The sequence below is a fragment of the Vibrio algivorus genome, from assembly GCF_030161215.1.
GTDB classification, from domain to species: Bacteria; Pseudomonadota; Gammaproteobacteria; order Enterobacterales; family Vibrionaceae; genus Vibrio; species Vibrio algivorus.
Genome location: NZ_BSPV01000008.1, coordinates 177,428 through 193,169, shown reverse-complemented (window position 1 = coordinate 193,169; position 15,742 = coordinate 177,428). Strand labels below are relative to the sequence as shown.

Below are 15,742 nucleotides of genomic sequence, written 5' to 3'. Positions count from 1 at the left end.
CCAAGTGAATTCTGCATCTTGAAGTTACTTGGGTATACACCTAATAGGCGAAGGATTGAAGAAAAGGAATCAATGAATGTCACAAGTCAAAACAGGTTATCGCAGTTCTATTATTCAGCTGATTGCCGACCCAAGTGAAGTGGGTGTCGAGCAAGCTTATCGTTATTTTGAAGACGGTCTGCTGGTGGTTGAAAACGGCCTGATTATCGATGTAGGTGATTATGTTGAAACTCTGGCTAAGCAAAATGGCGAGCTAGAGATGGTTAACTATCAAGATAAAATCATCACAGCAGGGTTTGTTGATACACACATTCATTATCCTCAAACCGGTATGATTGCTTCTTATGGTGAACAATTATTAGATTGGTTAGAAAACTACACGTTTCCAGAAGAAGAGCGTTTTAAAGACCCTGAATATGCCGCTAAAGTGGCGAAAATCTTTTTAGATGAACTCGCCACCAATGGCACTACGACAGCGTTAGTTTTTGGTACGGTCCACAAACAATCGGTTGATGTATTTTTCCAAGAAGCCAAGCGTCGTAACCTACGTATGATCGCCGGTAAAGTATTAATGGATCGTAATGCGCCAGACTACCTAACGGATACACCAGAATGCGGCTACCAAGATTCAAAAGAACTGATCGAAAAGTGGCATGATAATGGTCGTTTATCTTATGCAGTTACACCACGTTTTGCGCCGACCAGTTCGCCAGAACAACTCGATATGGTGGGCAAGTTGCTGCAAGAATACCCTAGTGTCTACATGCACACTCATTTGTCGGAAAACAAACAAGAAATTGAATGGGTGAAATCTTTATTTCCAGAGCGAGAAGGCTACTTAGATGTATATGATCATCACGGATTATTACACCCAAGGTCGGTCTTTGCGCACGGGGTTCATTTATCGGATTGCGAATGTCAGCGTTTGTCGGATACAGGCTCGGCGATTGCCTTTTGTCCAACGTCTAACTTATTTTTAGGCTCAGGTTTATTTGATTTAAACCGCATTGAAGAGTTTGGAATTAGAGTCGGAATGGGGACTGATGTGGGTGCAGGTACGTCATTTTCACTGATGCAAACCATGAGTGAAGCTTACAAAATTATGCAGCTACAACAAAAGAAATTACATCCTGTGAAATCTCTTTATCAAGCGACATTAGGTGGTGCGAAAGCCCTATATCTTGATGATAAAATTGGTAGCTTAGAAGTCGGAAAAGAAGCCGATTTTGTGGTGCTAGAACCAAGTGCAACCACCTTAATGAAATTTCGCATGCAGCAAGCCAAAACCTTAGAAGAGAAGCTATTCGTACTCATGAGCTTAGGTGATGACCGAACGGTGCATGCGACGTATATTTATGGTGACTTAGCTTATAAAGCTTAGATTCCGGCTTATCCTTAAAAACGAAATACCATACCAAGGTTAGACTGGAATTGGTTCATCCAGTCTGACTCAAATTTAATATAACAATTGCTTGAACTTTGGTTTGCATAGCAGGCGCTTTGTGAATCATTATCGACGATTGTACCTAACCAACGTATTTGTCCAGTTAACGCTAAATTATCGGTAAATTTGTATTCCAACCCAGCGTAAATACTTGCTGCAAAACCATACTTGCTATCGGCCCAGTCTACATCGGTATAAGAGCCCCCAAGGCCGACACCTAAGTAACTTAATGCGTTATTATTGATGGGCATATTTAAACGGCTTTGTATCATCAAGTATTGGATTGACGAGTCATAATCTAAAGATTCCAACTCATTATCTTGATAAGAATAGAATAGTCCGAGCTGGCCATTTTCAACGGGCACTTCAATGGATAGGCCGTAGCTTTCGCTTCCCTTTAAGTCATATTCATTACCATTAGAATCTTCGACTTCACCACCTAAAGTATAACCAACCATTGGTGTAATAATGACATCAGCATAAGCCGTTGCCGAAGTCATTGCCGCGGCTGCAACAAATAATAGCCAGCTTTTATTTTTCATTGGGTAATCCTAATCACATTCCATTGTGTTTAATTTGCCTGAAAGGTCAGGCGAAGTAAAAGCGCCTTAATTTTGTGTCGATTAACCTCACAATTTATCTATACCCAAGTGGCTTGGGTATATTAATAATAAGCAAAATAATGTTTGGTTTTTGTGATAACTAGCCGTCATTCATATAAATTATTAATTTAACTTGGTATGCTAATTTGGTTTTCAAATAATGAACAAGGATAAGTCATGAGACTGAATTCGCTGCAAGTTTTGTTGTTCAATGTGTGTTGTGTGCCATTGGTATGGGCAGAAGATCCTGAACAATCACGTCAAGTGTCAGAAGATAGTGTGTCAAGCGCCTATGATTTATGTTTATTAGATAAAATCAAACTGCAACAAGGGGAAAAAACGGTTCAAAATATCCGAGATGAATGTCAATTGGATATGGTTTCCCAAACTGACTCGGTTAAGAATCAGCAGGAAAATTTAGCAGTTAACCGTCTCGAAACTGAACGTGAAACGGCCTTTGAGCCTTTTGTTATGACCGCTCACCGTTTGAATTATCTTCTACCTGTTACTTATAGCGATAATATCAATGACAAAGCTTATGAAGGTACCGACTGGTCGGAAGGACTTGAGCATGCAGAGGCTGAGTTTCAAATTAGCTTTAAAGTGCCTTTAAATTATTCAGACTTAATGTTTGAAGGTGATGGATTATTTTTTGGCATGACATTGAAGTCATTCTGGCAGGTTTATGCCGATGAAATTTCTCGCCCATTTCGTGAAACCAATTATCGACCAGAGCTTTTTTATGTGACTCCAACCGCTTGGACACCATTTGGTGGTACCACCGCTTTTGGAGTTGGCATAGAGCATGAATCAAATGGCCAAAGACAGAACTTATCTCGTAGCTGGAACCGTGTTTATACTCAATTTTACTTTGCTAAAGATAACTTCTTAATTGCGCTACAACCTTGGTGGCGTATTCCTGAAAGCGAAAAAAGTGACCCTAATGACTCAAGTGGTGATGACAACCCAGATATTGAAGATTTTATGGGGCATTTTGAATTAACCAGCGTGTATAAGTGGAATGATTTAGAGTTTTCATTTTTAGGCCGTGAAAATTTTTCGACCCATAAAGGCTATGCTGAGCTAGGATTAACTTTTCCTATTTGGGGCAAAGTTCGTGGTTACGCCAAATATTCAGCCGGTTATGGCAGTAGCTTAATTGACTATAACCAAAATCAACAAAGGGTAGGCTTAGGAATCGCCATTACAGGGATCTTATAAGTTCACTTAGTATTGATGATGAAGGCTCGTTATATAGCGAGCCTTTTTATTAAGAGGAAAAATTATTGAATAAAAAGTGAACCGCTTTCTAGGTGGTACGTATTGTCTACTGATTACCGAGAAACAGTCTGCCGTCGTTTCTTTACATTTTGTTAGAAACAAGGAATTGAACATGAATCAGTTTATACAAAAGATCAGTTTAGCTGCGATATTACTGGGTGTTACGCCTCTAGCGCTTGCCGATAATAAAGTTTGGGGGGATGACCAGGATGTTTCTGGTGGTACTGTCACCGCGAAAAAAATTCATGCTGATGCCAATGGTTGGCTAGTGGTACATCGAACCGATAAAGATATGAAGCCCGGTCCTGTTGTCGGCTATTCTCCTGTGAAAAGCGGTGAAAATCATGATGTCACTGCGATTTTAATGGAACCTGTTAAGTCAGGGGATATGTTAATGCTGATGCTTCATGGTGAAGCTGGTGGCATGAAAACAGGTGTTTTTGAGTACACACTTGGTGCCAAAGAAGATGGTCCAGTCCGTGTCGATGGCAAATTAGTCATGGTGACTGTAACGGCGAAATAGGTTTCGACTGAGAATATAGATAGGTGGCTATCTGTAACTCTGCTAAAATGAATGAGTATTCTAGGGCTGCCAGATGTGCAGCCCTTATTTATTGAAATTATTATAGCCAAGTAACTTCACGATACGAGTTTCAGCAAGAATAAAACAAGCTTTAAGCAGCGTTAGATTGGTTTGAAAGGTGCTTACATTCCTTCGCCAATCTTCCTTGCTTAAAGGTTAGGATGATAATTCTGAATTCTGCATCTTGAAGTCACTTGGGTTATATATTTAACCTTAGGAACGATTTTGACTAATAACGACATTTTACGCCGTATTCGCTACGCTTTTGATTTTAAAGATGCAGAGATGATTGCCATCTACGCAGCTGCAGACCATGAAGTTTCACGTTCACAAATAAGCGCTTGGCTAAAGAAAGAAGAAGATGCGGATTTTGTAAAGTGTACCGATAAAGAGTTAGCAATTTTCCTTAACGGTCTCATCAATACCAAGCGTGGTAAGCGAGAAGGTGAACAGCCTCAACCTGAAAACCGCCTAACTAATAATATGATTTTTATGAAGTTGCGTATTGCACTGAATATGAAAGCTGAAGATATTTTAGAAACGCTAAAATTGGTCGATTTCAATTTGAGTAAACATGAACTAAGTGCATTTTTCCGCAAGCCAGACAATAAGCATTATCGTGAGTGTAAAGACCAAATCTTACGTAATTTCTTATTTGGTGTGCAGCGTCAATTGCGCCCTGAACATACAACAGAGTTTGAAGATTAATACCTAAGTCAACGCACTTGGATATTAAGTAAAGGGCTGATAATCTCAGCCCTTTGACGTTTTAGAACGCTATCTTTTTCGTTTCAACTTTTTAATGCAGTAGTCAGTAAGGTTTTCTATGTCTCAATATACTTACATCGATATTCCATTTAATTTCAGACATACCTGCTGGTTTTGTGGCGAGCCAGCTGCAAAGGCTTTCGATTTACCTAGAAACCCCAAAAATATTCATTTCTTAGCCCATGAACCAATGAGCATTCCTGCTTGTGAAGAATGTGCGGCTGTTCGAGTCGCGAGTGATGTATCATCAATTTGGGCAGTGCGAGATCACGTAAAGCGTTCTCTAATGGACAAGTATTCTGATCATCTTGCTATCGGCCAAAATTGGACGGAACAAGAATTACAAGAATCTGAATTCTCAGGCGCATTACTTGGTGGCTTTGGTGAAAGTGCGTGGAAAATGTATGAAATAGCGAGAGATAGACTTTCTTACCAAGGTTGGGCTGTCGCGGTTGATAGCATTCCCGTGGAAGGTGAAGATGAAACCTACGGCTTCGAGTTTGATGGGGTGCGTTATATGTCGCTCAATACTTGCATTGAACACCTGATCAAATCATTGCGTTTAGATAAAGAGCTATTGCCGAGCTTAGTTGAGCTGCTTGGGCCTGAAAAACTCGATTACGCGCTAAGAATTGCCAAACTTAATAAAGCGATTATTGGTTATCAACGAGATAAGATTCTTGATGAAGTTCGCCAGCAACTTGACGATCAACAAGAGATTGAAAGACAAACCAGTTTCGCCGGGGATTACTCTCGAATAGAAGCCATTCATGTTGGCGATGGTGTCGCAACGGTAGAATCCATCCAATGGGCACTTAAAAACCAGATCCTCACCTTACCGGCACTATGCCAACAAGAAGATGCCTTTTTTGATGCTTTCGCTCACCTAGGCGGTCCACAATGCTATTTAAATTATTACGGATTGCAACTGTACTTTGAAGCTAGACAAAGCGTTAAATGGGTAGAGACGCACGATTCCAATAAAGAGTTTTTTGAGATTTAAGAATTAAGACTGGCGGTATAGAGGTGAGCATCATTCCGTCCTGCCTTCCCTTGTCATAACACATCAGTCTATATTGCTTTGGAGTCGGTCTTGCTGTCTGCTTTTACTGTTTAATTGTTGCTCTTAGGTTACAAGAATGTATACAATTGCGGCTCATTCATAAATTGATACATTTACAATGCAACTTATTATCAAACAATATCAACGCGCATTATCCAAGTTCTTATCTCAGTTAGGCATTGACCATGCCAATGGACAAATCATTTCTGCTATTCCTTTAATCGAAAGAATTAAAGTCTCTATTACGGGGTTTTGTGCGTTATTTTTGGTGGTTATTATCAGCCAGTATGTGCAAGGTAGTGATGCTAAGATGGTGCTGATTGGCTCGATGGGGGCGTCTTCGGTTATTTTGTTTGCGTTACCTTCTAGCCCGTTAGCCAAGCCGTGGCCGTTTTTAGTTGGTCATATTATGTCGGCTTGTATTGGTTTGGTTTTGAGCTTTTTTATTGCTGATTTGGCATTGCTGGCTGCCACGGCCATTGCTTGTGTGTTGATGATGATGTACATCTTAGAATGTATGCATCCACCTGCCGCAGCGACGGCATTAGTGCCGGTGTTAGCCAGTCAGCATAGTGAAGTCGGGGCGGATATTTTGCTTCCTATTTGTTTAAACGTGTTGGTGTTCTTTATTGCCAGTCAGTTGTTATCACGTTTGATATTGAAAAAGCGCTGGCTCAAACCTGCGACGAATTATGATCCGGTGCATCTTCATCATGATCAAACACCATTGAAACGTTTAGGGCTGCAAGCGGATGATTTACGCCAAGCCATTAATAGTTTTGATAGTGTGTTGGCGGTCAGCCAAGAAGAATTAGAAACCATTTACCAACAAGCGCAAAAACTCGCTTATCAACGTCGTAGTGGGGAAATTTTAAGCCGCGATATTATGTCTGCGGATGTGATCACTGCGTCGGCGGATATGCCATTAGGTGCGGCTTGGAAAATACTGCATAAACACAAAATCAGTATGCTACCTGTGGTGAATGAAGAGCGTGAATTACTTGGTGTGATATCCAGTGTCGATTTTCTGAAGAACCTCACGGTGCCAAGTTATTCTGGGTTGTTAAAGCATTTAAACCGTATGTTAGTGAAGCGCAAACACCGTAAAGAAGTGAATAACAAAGTGAAGGATCTTATGGTCACCAATGTGATAGCAGTGAAAGACACCGATCATATTGTGGCATTAGTACCTTTGCTGTCAGATATTGGCCTGCATCACATTCCAGTATTAGACAGCGAACAAAAGTTGTGTGGCATCATCACTCAATCCGACTTAATTGGTGCGCTGTATTCAGTCAATCAAAAACCTTAATTTAGGCTTTATTTTCTTTTAATACATCACCAAGAAAAGCAGGTAGTAGGTATAAAAGCGTAAGGCGAATAATATGATTCATCATCACAAAAGCCGGTTCTAATCCCAGTAGTATTGCAACTGCTGTCATCGACTCTAAGCTGCCCGGAACCCAAGATAGAGCCAATACTGAAAAGGAGATATTGAGTAATTGGCTAAAGATCAGTGCCATGACTAAGGTGACACCGCAACTGAGTAACGTCACCATGACACCAGAGCGAACACTGTCGATGGTCTCTTGTAGTGTAATTCCTTGCATTCTTAACCCAACAAAGCCACCAATTAATGCCATTGAAATTAATAAGAATAGCTCTGGTACTTGATAAGTGTATTGGGGTAATGCTGAATTTAACCCTGCGGTGAGTAGCATGGCGGTTAACATAAATGGTGCAGGTATACCGATTTTATCGAGTAGCATTCCAGCAGCGAGTGCAGCAAGACTAATTCCAAATAAAAGTAGATAAGAGGCAGTTTGTACTTGAGTCAGTAACTCAGTAGGTGCTTCGGTTGTTGCTTGATTAAATAGCGCAATAATACTGGCTAGCACCATTAAAAAGATAAGTCGAATTGAGTGGGTAAAAATGACGCGGTAGGAGGGTTTTTCTTGCGCATCAGTCATTACAATGATTGCAGCCAGAGCGCCGGGAACCGCACCGAGAAAAGCTTCTGAGCGACTCCAATGACAACGTTTGGTTAGCCAAAAATAACCAATAACGATCTGGCTAGACATACAACATAAAAGCCCAATTAAGACCCCAATACTCAAACTTGCAAACCAATCATTTATATTGATGATTGCGCCTATGCTTATGCCTAACACAATTTGAATAACAGTGAGCATCTGCTTGGGAAATGAAAGTTTTGGATACATGCGACCTGTGATTAAAACGGCCAGCATTGCCCCTAGCATTTCACCAATAGGAATATGGGTTAAATAACCGATTAACCCACCGAGTAGTGCAATAATAAAAGTGATCAAAGTTGGCATATTTATTAGTTCTGTATTCTGCTTAGAGATTGATTTGTTATTTAGAGTAAGCTTATTGATAAGGCTTAAATTGCATTAATTCATCATATTGCAATGTGAGATTTAACGCTTGGCAACTTGCTTGAGCATTTATCCATTTATTTTGTGCGCCGTTCTCGACAAACTGTGGAACGGTTAAGCCTAGATGTTGTGCCATGGCTTGATAATATTCTGAACGGCTAGGGTGTGAATGAGCTGCGAGGTGTAATACTTTGCGCTCAGGCCATTGCTCGAGTAAATGAGAAATAGCACTAATAATGTCATATTGGTGAATCAGGTTTACTGGTGTTAATCCATTTTCTAAAGGCTGCTTCGTTGATTCATAGCGTTTGACAATATGTTTAGTAGGATGACGATCTGGCCCGATTAAGCCCGATAAACGCAACACGACTAGGTTATCTTGCCATTCTTCCCTTAACCAACTTTCTAACCACACATGTGCATGACCCGATTCAGTATTCGGTAGAGTCGGAGTATCTTCGGTGATTTCACCTTGGCAGCCAGCATAAACCCCTGTGGTGCTGATAAATAATATCTTTTTAGTGCCGGCTTGTTTTGCAATATGCGATAAGCTTTGTATTTTTCGTTTGAAATCTTCGGCACTATTAGGGTAACGACCTGGTGGTACATTGATTACTAGTAGATCTGAGGCAAAAGCCTGTTGTAGGGCAGCTTGCTGCTGATTGTCTAGTTGGTTTATATCTACGGGTAAAACCAGCGGCAAGCCTTGAATGCCAAAGGTAGCTAATGCTTGAGCATCGATATCAGATTGTTTAGTGCCATAGACATCAAAGCCTTGCTGAACCAGAGATTTTGCCAGTGCTAGCCCAAGCCAGCCGCAGCCACAGATGGTTATTTGTTGTTTATCCATATCGTTTTCATCCAAATTGAAGTTATACCCTTCGTATTTGAAGTCGCAGCTTTGTTAACGGCGTTCATTCGCCTCAATGCAACTCCAATTACTTGGGTATAGACTCTATATTAGTAGGCCACTATGTCCCAAACCATTAATGATTTTACCGTAAAAACTTTGATTGATAGTGAATTGATCGAGCAGCAAATGCAATGCAAAGAATGGCTTTATGACTTTAATCATTCCCGACCACGAGAGCAGATTCTGAGAAAAGAATTACTTGGTAAAATTTTGAATGACTACCAAGGTACTCATATTGAACCGCCATTTTTATGCGATATGGGGAAAAACTTTACCATTGGTAAAGGCGGGTTTATTAACTACGGTTTAACGGTACTTGATATCGCACCAGTCACTATTGGTGATTATGTGTTGATAGCGCCCAATGTACAGCTCTGCGCAGCAAGTCATCCTATTATTTTACGTGAACGTATTGAACCGTTCGCTTGTGGTGATCCGATTACCATCGGTGATTGTGTCTGGATTGGTGCGGGGGTGATTGTGTTAGGTGGCGTAACCATTGGCAATAATAGTGTGATTGGCGCAGGCAGCGTGGTAACAAAAGATATTCCAGACAATGTGATTGCAGTAGGTAATCCATGCAGAGTGATCAAAACGATTGATCATGGCAAAATGCCAACTCAAGAAGATATTGATGAGTTAATTGAAAAGTATCAATTAGAAGGTTGGGATTAATATATTGTCAGAATCAAGCAATATTCAAACATTAATGCTTATTCGTGGTTTGCCGGGTTCGGGGAAATCCACCTTAGCTAAGCAGTTATCGCAAGAGCAAGGCTCAGTACATTTAGAAACGGATATGTATTTTGTTGAAGCGGATGGAAAGTATTATTTTAACCCGTTAAAGATCGAACAAGCTCATCAATGGTGTCAGCAACAAACGGAACGCCATTTAAAGCAAGGTCAGTCAGTAATTGTGTCGAATACCTTCGTTCGTCACTGGGAAATGAAAGCCTACCAAGACATTGCTAAACGCTGTCAGGTTGAATTGGTAATCCATGTATGTCGAGAAAACTACGGTAGTATTCATGATATAGCGCCGACTACCATTGCTAAAATGAAAGCAAAGTGGCAGCCGTAATAATACGTATTGGATATAAGCTTCAAGTACGAATGGTATAAAAATTCAATCAAGGAGTGGATAGAGAATGAATCAAATCATTGAGCAAGTTGAAACGTCTTCAAATGACAGTTGCCAAGTTGTTCGCACCATGTTACAGCAAGCTCTGTATGAGCAAAAACAAGCATTCAATCAACATGGTCAGGAAAGCTACCAAGAACGTAAGGCGCATTTAGAAAACTTAAAAAGTTTATTAATGGATAACCGAGAAGCGATTTCAGAGGCAATCAATAAAGACTATGGAAATCGATCTCACCATGAAACCTTATTTGCAGAAGTGATCACGGTTGCAGATGATATTTCATCAACCATTAAGCACTTAAAAAAATGGATGAAGGTTCAAAAACGTAAGGTTGATCATACCGTTTATCTTGGAGCGAAAAACCGAGTGATTCCACAAGCTGTTGGGGTTGTGGGTTTTATCGTACCTTGGAACTTCCCGATTAACTTAAGCTTTTCCGGCTTATCAGCGGCTTTTGCTGCGGGTAATCGAGCTATGGTGAAAATGTCGGAAAATTCGATTCATTTAACGGAGTTATTGAAATCACTCACACCAAAATATTTTAAGCCAGAAAAGCTCCAGTTTTTCACTGAAACAGGGGTTGTTGGGATTGAGTTTTCGAAACTCCCTTTTGATCATTTGATGTTTACGGGGTCTGGCGCAACGGGTCGTAAAGTGATGGCTGCCTGTGCTGAAAACCTAACCCCAGTCACGCTTGAATTAGGGGGGAAATCTCCGGCGGTTATTGATCCTAACTATTCAATGACTAAAGCCGTTGAACGCATCATGTTTGTTAAGCAATTCAATGCAGGTCAAATATGTACCAATGTCGACTATGTTTTTGTTCATCACACCCAACGTGAAGATTTTATTAAGAGTACTCAACAGTGGGTGAAAAAACATTGTCCAAATATTCAGCATAAAGATTTCACATCGATTATTGATGACAAGGCCTTCCAACGTTTGATGGATACAGTGGAAGAGGCAAAAGCCAAAGGGGCAACGATAATCAACTTAAGCGAACAGGATGCTGATGCCGCGACACGTAAATTTCCTTTAACGCTTATTCTAGATGCTAGTGACGATACGATCATTGCGCAAAGAGAAACCTTTGGCCCTATTTTAATGGTGAAAACCTATCAACAACCACAGGAAGTCATCGATTACATTGTGCAACGAGATCGCCCGCTAGCCTTTTACCCATTTAGTGATGATAAAGCGTTAGTTGATCGTTATATACAGTCGGTGTTGTCTGGTGGTGTCAGTGTCAATGATGCGTTATTCCATGTCGCCCAGCATGATTTACCGTTCGGTGGTATTGGTGGCAGCGGGATGGGGCATTATCACGGTTACGAAGGATTCTTAACCTTTTCCAAAATGCGCCCTGTGTTCTATCAAGCCAATTTCTCTTTTATAAAATTTATGGCTCCTCCCTACGGTAAATTTGCTACTCGCGTGATGAATTTTATCGTCAAAAGAAAGTAGTAGCTTAGCGAAGAATAAAAAATACCCCTTGAACGTTTTTGCTCAAGGGGTAGTGAATAGTCGTGACGTTCTAGAAAGGCTATTTTTTAGAAGAATCTTCACCAAGATAGTGCCTTAACATTTCTTCATAGCTTTCGACACTTTGGGCACCGGTTAAGCCTTTTTCATTGTTAAACACAATCGTTGGCACGCCAGAGATGTCCATTTCACGCCATTGGTCTTCAATCACATCTAGTTTATCGTGTTCAGCGCTATCATGTAGATAAGCGAGCATTTCATCGACTTCTAGGCCAACTTTTTCGCCGATATTCAGTAATACGTCAGTATCAGAAATGTTTTTACCATCTGTAAAGTAAGCGGTGAAAAGAGCGATTTTAAGCTGAGTTTGTAAGCCTACTGAGTGAGCGTAGTCTAATAAGATGTGACATTGGCGAGTATTGTAGATTCGGGTTTCGTCGGTAAAGTTAAATTCAAACCCGACCGATTTGCCAAATTCGATTAAACGTTGGCGATTCTGTTCACTTTCTTCAGCTGAAGCGCCATATTTTCTCGCAATATGTTCACGTAAATTTTCGCCTTCTGGTGGCATATCTGGATTTAGCTCAAACGGATACCATTCAATATCGATACGATCTTGCCAGTTGTTTTTCACTACGGCATCTTTAAGGTGTTGAACCCCAATGACGCACCATGGGCAGACCACGTCAGAAATAATATCAATTTTGAGTTTCGAATGAGACATACCACTACCTTGTCGGAAATTTTAAAATTCGATTCATTATGAAAGATCCAATGCTACAGTCAAGTTGTAAGTGATCTTGTACGATGGCAAATAAAATGCAAGGAATCGCATGAAAACACAAATAATCAGCGAAAATACCATTATGGTGTATTTTACTAACACTATAGATGCTGAAACCTCAGAAAAAGTGACTCAAGCCCTCTATGCCCTGCAAAACTCGCTGGGCAATTTTATCTTGGATGCGATTCCTTCCTATCATTCGATTCTCATTACTGTCGACATCCTACAAACAGGGATGAGCGACTTTCAGCAGCAAGTCGAGATATTACTGAGTCAGTCTTCTTCTACCGCCAGGCCATTACCGCATTTAGAGATTGAATTACCTGTTTATTATGGTGAAGAAGTTGCGTTAGATGCGGCTGAAATTTGTGCTCATAGTGGTTTGTCATGGCCGGAAGTCGTAGAAATACATAGTCAAACAAGTTACCGCGTCTATGCGATTGGGTTTGCGCTCGGCTTTGCTTATTTAGGAAATTTAGACAGCCGCTTACAAATGCCAAGAAAAAGCACCCCTCGAACCCGAGTCCCAAAAGGAAGTGTTGCAATAGCTGAACAGCAAACTGCGGTTTACCCCAAAGCCTCACCCGGTGGTTGGCATATTATTGGCCGTACTCCAATCTCGTTAGTGGATTTTGAACGAGAGAACTTGTCGCTGTTTTATATTGGTGCTCAGGTTCGCTTTAAAGCCATTTCACGACAACAGTTTATCGATATGGGTGGAGATCTTAATACCAGTGAACAGATCGATACGGATAAGAGGGCTAAATCATGACATTAAGGGTAATCAATGCTGGACCATTAAGTTTATTGCAAGATACTGGACGAATGGGCTTTCAAGGCGTTGGAGCGGCAGTCGGTGGGCCGATGGATGAACATGCCTTTCACTGGGCAAATCATCTACTTGGTAATGATGTGAATGCCGCGCAAATTGAGATTACTTTCGGTTTATTTCAATGTGAGTTTACCCACCCGACACAAATGGCGATGACTGGTGCCGATATGTCCGCCGAGCTTGATGGTAAACCGCTTAAACCTTGGGCCAGTTACTATGTTGAAGCGGGTTCAATTTTAAGATGTAAAACTGCCCGACAAGGGATGCGCGCTTATTTAGCGATTCAGCATGGTTTTGAAGTCAACCAAGCACTAGATAGTTGCTCTACTGTCGTGCGTGATGAAATTGGTGGCTTACATGGGGGAGGCGAACCGTTAACCAAAGGTGATGTGATTGCTTATCGCGCAGCTGAGCATGATCTCTTACGCCAAGTCCCAACTGAGTTTATTCCACATTATCCAGAATTAGCTGCCACAACGACTCCCTGCATACTAGATATGCTGCCTACTTATCAATATGAACAGTTTTCTAAAACCGCCCGACAGCAGTTTTTTAACGGCACTTATACCGTGAGTCCAAACAGTGATCGCATGGGGTACCGGCTATCCGGTGATCGTGTTGAATATGATGGTGAAGGTTTAATTTCGGAAGGTATTGCACTCGGCGCAATTCAAATCCCCAGCGACGGCCAACCAATTGTGTTAATGGCTGATCACCAAACCATAGGCGGTTATCCTAAAATTGGCTGCCTGACTCGAATGAGCGTGAGTAAGCTGGCGCAATGTCCTCCGGGTACAAAGGTTCGGTTTCAATTAGTTAAACGAGAGAAAGCAGAACAGCAATACCGGGAGATGTTGAGGTTTTTTGTGGGGGAAGTAACAACTTTATAATCTACTTATCACGCAGCGAATGTTGGAATTGTTTTCTTTATGCGTATACCACTAAACATAAAGCGATCATAAATCACTCCCTCCTTTTACCAGTGAAAAATACTTGGCATCAAGATTTACAGCTAAGGGAGGGCAGGGTTGATGTGATGAACTTATTTATGCCCCTTTACGAGTTAACCTGTCCTCTTACAAGTACTTCAATTATTATCTTTTCCAGATATTTCATCATGTTAAATGTTGATAATGTTGCATAGTTTTAAGTTAGAAAGAGTACTGAGTAAATCCACAGTTCTTCATCATGAGTTGGTTTTGGTGAACTATACGGATCATTTCCGCACTTTATGCTGAGTTAATATGAGATAAGTTCATACTTTATGAATAAATTTAGTTATTTAGCTTGTTGAATGAAAAAACGAATGGAATGATAGACGGAAAGACTATACGGATTTTTTCCGTCTATTAAATTGTTAGCCATCAAGCAGGAACTTTTTAGCTATGGATTGGAATTGGTTCTTTAGTTCACTATCACAGTCATCGGCAGCCATTGTAGGTATATTTGGTGCGTTTATAATAACCAAGATTCTTAGCAATCAGTCGACCTATTCAGAGAAAGTGCACAAGTGCAGAGATACATTGACTAAGTGCAGAAGGGCCGTCGATGCTGCTGATGGCTTGTATTTCAGATGGTATAACAAACACACAAATAATAGACAGTACGAAAAACTAGAGGAGCTTTTTGAAGACGAAGATTACCTCTCTCCAGAACAGTATTTCGATCAATTGAATTTTTCGGACTTTTCGCCACGCGAGGAAATTCTTGAAAGAATTTCTTTGGCAATAGAAAGGCATAAAACAATGCTAGACGCCGAGCGAGAAGCACTTAGGCAGCGCGCTGCTTCCTACCAAAAACTAAATCCAGGATTTGCGTATCTCGAACCTGCCCCTCAAAAGCTTCCCAACTTCTCATCGTTGAACATGGACTTGATAGAAAACCTTCAAAAAGAGAGAGATGCGATCGATAGCGTCGCTAGGGAGGCTAGGCATCATATGCGTCTAGCTTCGGATATGCTTGATTCGATAAAAGGTAACCCCGAGTCGTCGCCACAAATTACTTACGCGCTGATTTTAGTAACGATGTTGTTTTTTTTGGGGGTTGTATATCCATTAAGCTTTATGCCGGTAAATCCTGAAGGGAGTTTCAATATTTCCCTAGACAATTTTTTTCCAGTGTTATTTAGCTTGAAAGGTGCTTTTCTATCATCATTGTCTGCCATATTCGGTGCGGTTCTGGTAATGTTTTTTTGGTTAAATATCAGTCTAAAGCATCCACAAGAAACTATTGAGAAATTGGAGTCGTACACCAAAATTTCGTCATACTCTGAATATTTTTCGATAATGGATAGAAATGAGAGTTTGGGCGCAGCAAGTCATGATGGCTAACAAAACGCGGCACTCGGACGCCCTTGTCTCCGCTTCGCTGCGCCAAGGTCGCCGGTGCGCTTTGCGTTAGGTTTAAAATGAGCATTGTCGATCTTGTCCTATTATTGAGATAAATGTAA

The 15,742-nt window shown here is 40.9% G+C and carries 16 protein-coding genes; 12 read left to right on the top strand and 4 right to left on the bottom strand.

The features are described from left to right. Positions 1 to 76: 76 nt before the first annotated feature. A complete protein-coding gene (guaD, locus tag QQJ93_RS12180) occupies positions 77 to 1,381 on the top strand; it encodes a guanine deaminase (RefSeq protein WP_089123752.1) in 1,305 nt (434 codons plus the stop codon). A 14-nt stretch (positions 1,382 to 1,395) separates the two neighbouring features. On the opposite strand, the gene QQJ93_RS12175 is transcribed toward guaD, so the two are convergent. Next, complete coding sequence (locus tag QQJ93_RS12175; protein WP_089123751.1) at positions 1,396 to 1,986, bottom strand: outer membrane protein; 591 nt, start codon at positions 1,984 to 1,986, stop codon at positions 1,396 to 1,398. A 237-nt stretch (positions 1,987 to 2,223) separates the two neighbouring features. Between QQJ93_RS12175 and QQJ93_RS12170 the strand changes: the two genes are divergently transcribed. The 5 genes from QQJ93_RS12170 to QQJ93_RS12150 all read left to right on the top strand — a co-directional run bounded on the left by QQJ93_RS12170 (position 2,224) and on the right by QQJ93_RS12150 (position 7,053). Further along, a complete protein-coding gene (locus QQJ93_RS12170; protein ID WP_089123750.1) occupies positions 2,224 to 3,267 on the top strand; it encodes a phospholipase A in 1,044 nt (347 codons plus the stop codon). Positions 3,268 to 3,439: 172 nt separating this feature from the next. Beyond that, complete coding sequence (locus tag QQJ93_RS12165) at positions 3,440 to 3,850, top strand: DUF7282 domain-containing protein (protein WP_089123749.1); 411 nt, start codon at positions 3,440 to 3,442, stop codon at positions 3,848 to 3,850. Between the two features lie 285 nt (positions 3,851 to 4,135). After that, entirely contained in the window at positions 4,136 to 4,618 is a 483-nt protein-coding gene (locus QQJ93_RS12160; RefSeq protein WP_027695202.1) for a YehS family protein, read from the top strand. Between the two features lie 118 nt (positions 4,619 to 4,736). Beyond that, positions 4,737 to 5,681 carry a hypothetical protein gene (locus QQJ93_RS12155; protein WP_089123748.1) on the top strand — a complete coding sequence of 315 codons (945 nt, stop codon included), beginning with the start codon at positions 4,737 to 4,739 and terminating at the stop codon, positions 5,679 to 5,681. Between the two features lie 178 nt (positions 5,682 to 5,859). After that, on the top strand, positions 5,860 to 7,053 hold the full coding sequence (locus tag QQJ93_RS12150; RefSeq protein ID WP_089123747.1) for an HPP family protein: 1,194 nt from the start codon (positions 5,860 to 5,862) through the stop codon (positions 7,051 to 7,053). A 1-nt stretch (position 7,054) separates the two neighbouring features. On the opposite strand, the gene QQJ93_RS12145 is transcribed toward QQJ93_RS12150, so the two are convergent. Next, positions 7,055 to 8,110, bottom strand: coding sequence for an AbrB family transcriptional regulator (locus QQJ93_RS12145; RefSeq protein ID WP_348542215.1), 1,056 nt, complete (start codon positions 8,108 to 8,110; stop codon positions 7,055 to 7,057). Positions 8,111 to 8,132: 22 nt separating this feature from the next. After that, positions 8,133 to 8,990 (bottom strand): NAD-dependent epimerase/dehydratase family protein, encoded by an 858-nt coding sequence (locus QQJ93_RS12140; RefSeq protein ID WP_089123745.1) that lies wholly within the window; start codon positions 8,988 to 8,990, stop codon positions 8,133 to 8,135. A gap of 123 nt (positions 8,991 to 9,113) precedes the next feature. On the opposite strand from QQJ93_RS12140, the gene QQJ93_RS12135 reads away from it, so the two are divergent. The 3 genes from QQJ93_RS12135 (at position 9,114) to QQJ93_RS12125 (ending at position 11,659) form a co-directional block, all read left to right on the top strand. Next, the gene (locus tag QQJ93_RS12135) at positions 9,114 to 9,728 is read left to right on the top strand and encodes a sugar O-acetyltransferase (RefSeq protein WP_089123744.1); all 615 of its coding nucleotides are present in this window, start codon (positions 9,114 to 9,116) and stop codon (positions 9,726 to 9,728) included. A 34-nt stretch (positions 9,729 to 9,762) separates the two neighbouring features. Further along, entirely contained in the window at positions 9,763 to 10,134 is a 372-nt protein-coding gene (locus QQJ93_RS12130; RefSeq protein ID WP_089124508.1) for an ATP-binding protein, read from the top strand. Positions 10,135 to 10,201: 67 nt separating this feature from the next. Beyond that, entirely contained in the window at positions 10,202 to 11,659 is a 1,458-nt protein-coding gene (locus tag QQJ93_RS12125; protein WP_089123743.1) for a coniferyl aldehyde dehydrogenase, read from the top strand. Positions 11,660 to 11,738: 79 nt separating this feature from the next. Here QQJ93_RS12125 and QQJ93_RS12120 read toward each other — a convergent pair whose 3' ends face one another. Continuing rightward, complete coding sequence (locus QQJ93_RS12120) at positions 11,739 to 12,401, bottom strand: DsbA family oxidoreductase (protein WP_089123742.1); 663 nt, start codon at positions 12,399 to 12,401, stop codon at positions 11,739 to 11,741. A gap of 109 nt (positions 12,402 to 12,510) precedes the next feature. Between QQJ93_RS12120 and pxpB the strand changes: the two genes are divergently transcribed. The 3 genes from pxpB to QQJ93_RS12105 all read left to right on the top strand — a co-directional run bounded on the left by pxpB (position 12,511) and on the right by QQJ93_RS12105 (position 15,623). Beyond that, positions 12,511 to 13,233, top strand: a complete 723-nt coding sequence (gene pxpB, locus QQJ93_RS12115; protein WP_089123741.1) for a 5-oxoprolinase subunit PxpB — start codon at positions 12,511 to 12,513, stop codon at positions 13,231 to 13,233. After that, the gene (locus QQJ93_RS12110) at positions 13,230 to 14,183 is read left to right on the top strand and encodes a 5-oxoprolinase subunit C family protein (RefSeq protein WP_089123740.1); all 954 of its coding nucleotides are present in this window, start codon (positions 13,230 to 13,232) and stop codon (positions 14,181 to 14,183) included. The genes pxpB and QQJ93_RS12110 overlap by 4 nt, the downstream gene beginning before the upstream one ends. Before the next feature lie 495 nt (positions 14,184 to 14,678). Continuing rightward, a complete protein-coding gene (locus QQJ93_RS12105) occupies positions 14,679 to 15,623 on the top strand; it encodes a hypothetical protein (RefSeq protein WP_089123739.1) in 945 nt (314 codons plus the stop codon). Positions 15,624 to 15,742: the final 119 nt, after the last annotated feature.

What these genes read in the sequence shown, in the direction of transcription:
- guaD (WP_089123752.1), top strand. Translation starts at nt 77, where the DNA reads ATGTCACAAGTCAAAACAGGTTATCGCAGTTCTATTATTCAGCTGATT.
- QQJ93_RS12175 (WP_089123751.1), bottom strand. Translation starts at nt 1,986, where the DNA reads ATGAAAAATAAAAGCTGGCTATTATTTGTTGCAGCCGCGGCAATGACT.
- QQJ93_RS12170 (WP_089123750.1), top strand. Translation starts at nt 2,224, where the DNA reads ATGAGACTGAATTCGCTGCAAGTTTTGTTGTTCAATGTGTGTTGTGTG.
- QQJ93_RS12165 (WP_089123749.1), top strand. Translation starts at nt 3,440, where the DNA reads ATGAATCAGTTTATACAAAAGATCAGTTTAGCTGCGATATTACTGGGT.
- QQJ93_RS12155 (WP_089123748.1), top strand. Translation starts at nt 4,737, where the DNA reads ATGTCTCAATATACTTACATCGATATTCCATTTAATTTCAGACATACC.
- QQJ93_RS12150 (WP_089123747.1), top strand. Translation starts at nt 5,860, where the DNA reads ATGCAACTTATTATCAAACAATATCAACGCGCATTATCCAAGTTCTTA.
- QQJ93_RS12140 (WP_089123745.1), bottom strand. Translation starts at nt 8,990, where the DNA reads ATGGATAAACAACAAATAACCATCTGTGGCTGCGGCTGGCTTGGGCTA.
- QQJ93_RS12135 (WP_089123744.1), top strand. Translation starts at nt 9,114, where the DNA reads ATGTCCCAAACCATTAATGATTTTACCGTAAAAACTTTGATTGATAGT.
- QQJ93_RS12130 (WP_089124508.1), top strand. Translation starts at nt 9,763, where the DNA reads ATGCTTATTCGTGGTTTGCCGGGTTCGGGGAAATCCACCTTAGCTAAG.
- QQJ93_RS12125 (WP_089123743.1), top strand. Translation starts at nt 10,202, where the DNA reads ATGAATCAAATCATTGAGCAAGTTGAAACGTCTTCAAATGACAGTTGC.
- QQJ93_RS12120 (WP_089123742.1), bottom strand. Translation starts at nt 12,401, where the DNA reads ATGTCTCATTCGAAACTCAAAATTGATATTATTTCTGACGTGGTCTGC.
- pxpB (WP_089123741.1), top strand. Translation starts at nt 12,511, where the DNA reads ATGAAAACACAAATAATCAGCGAAAATACCATTATGGTGTATTTTACT.
- QQJ93_RS12110 (WP_089123740.1), top strand. Translation starts at nt 13,230, where the DNA reads ATGACATTAAGGGTAATCAATGCTGGACCATTAAGTTTATTGCAAGAT.
- QQJ93_RS12105 (WP_089123739.1), top strand. Translation starts at nt 14,679, where the DNA reads ATGGATTGGAATTGGTTCTTTAGTTCACTATCACAGTCATCGGCAGCC.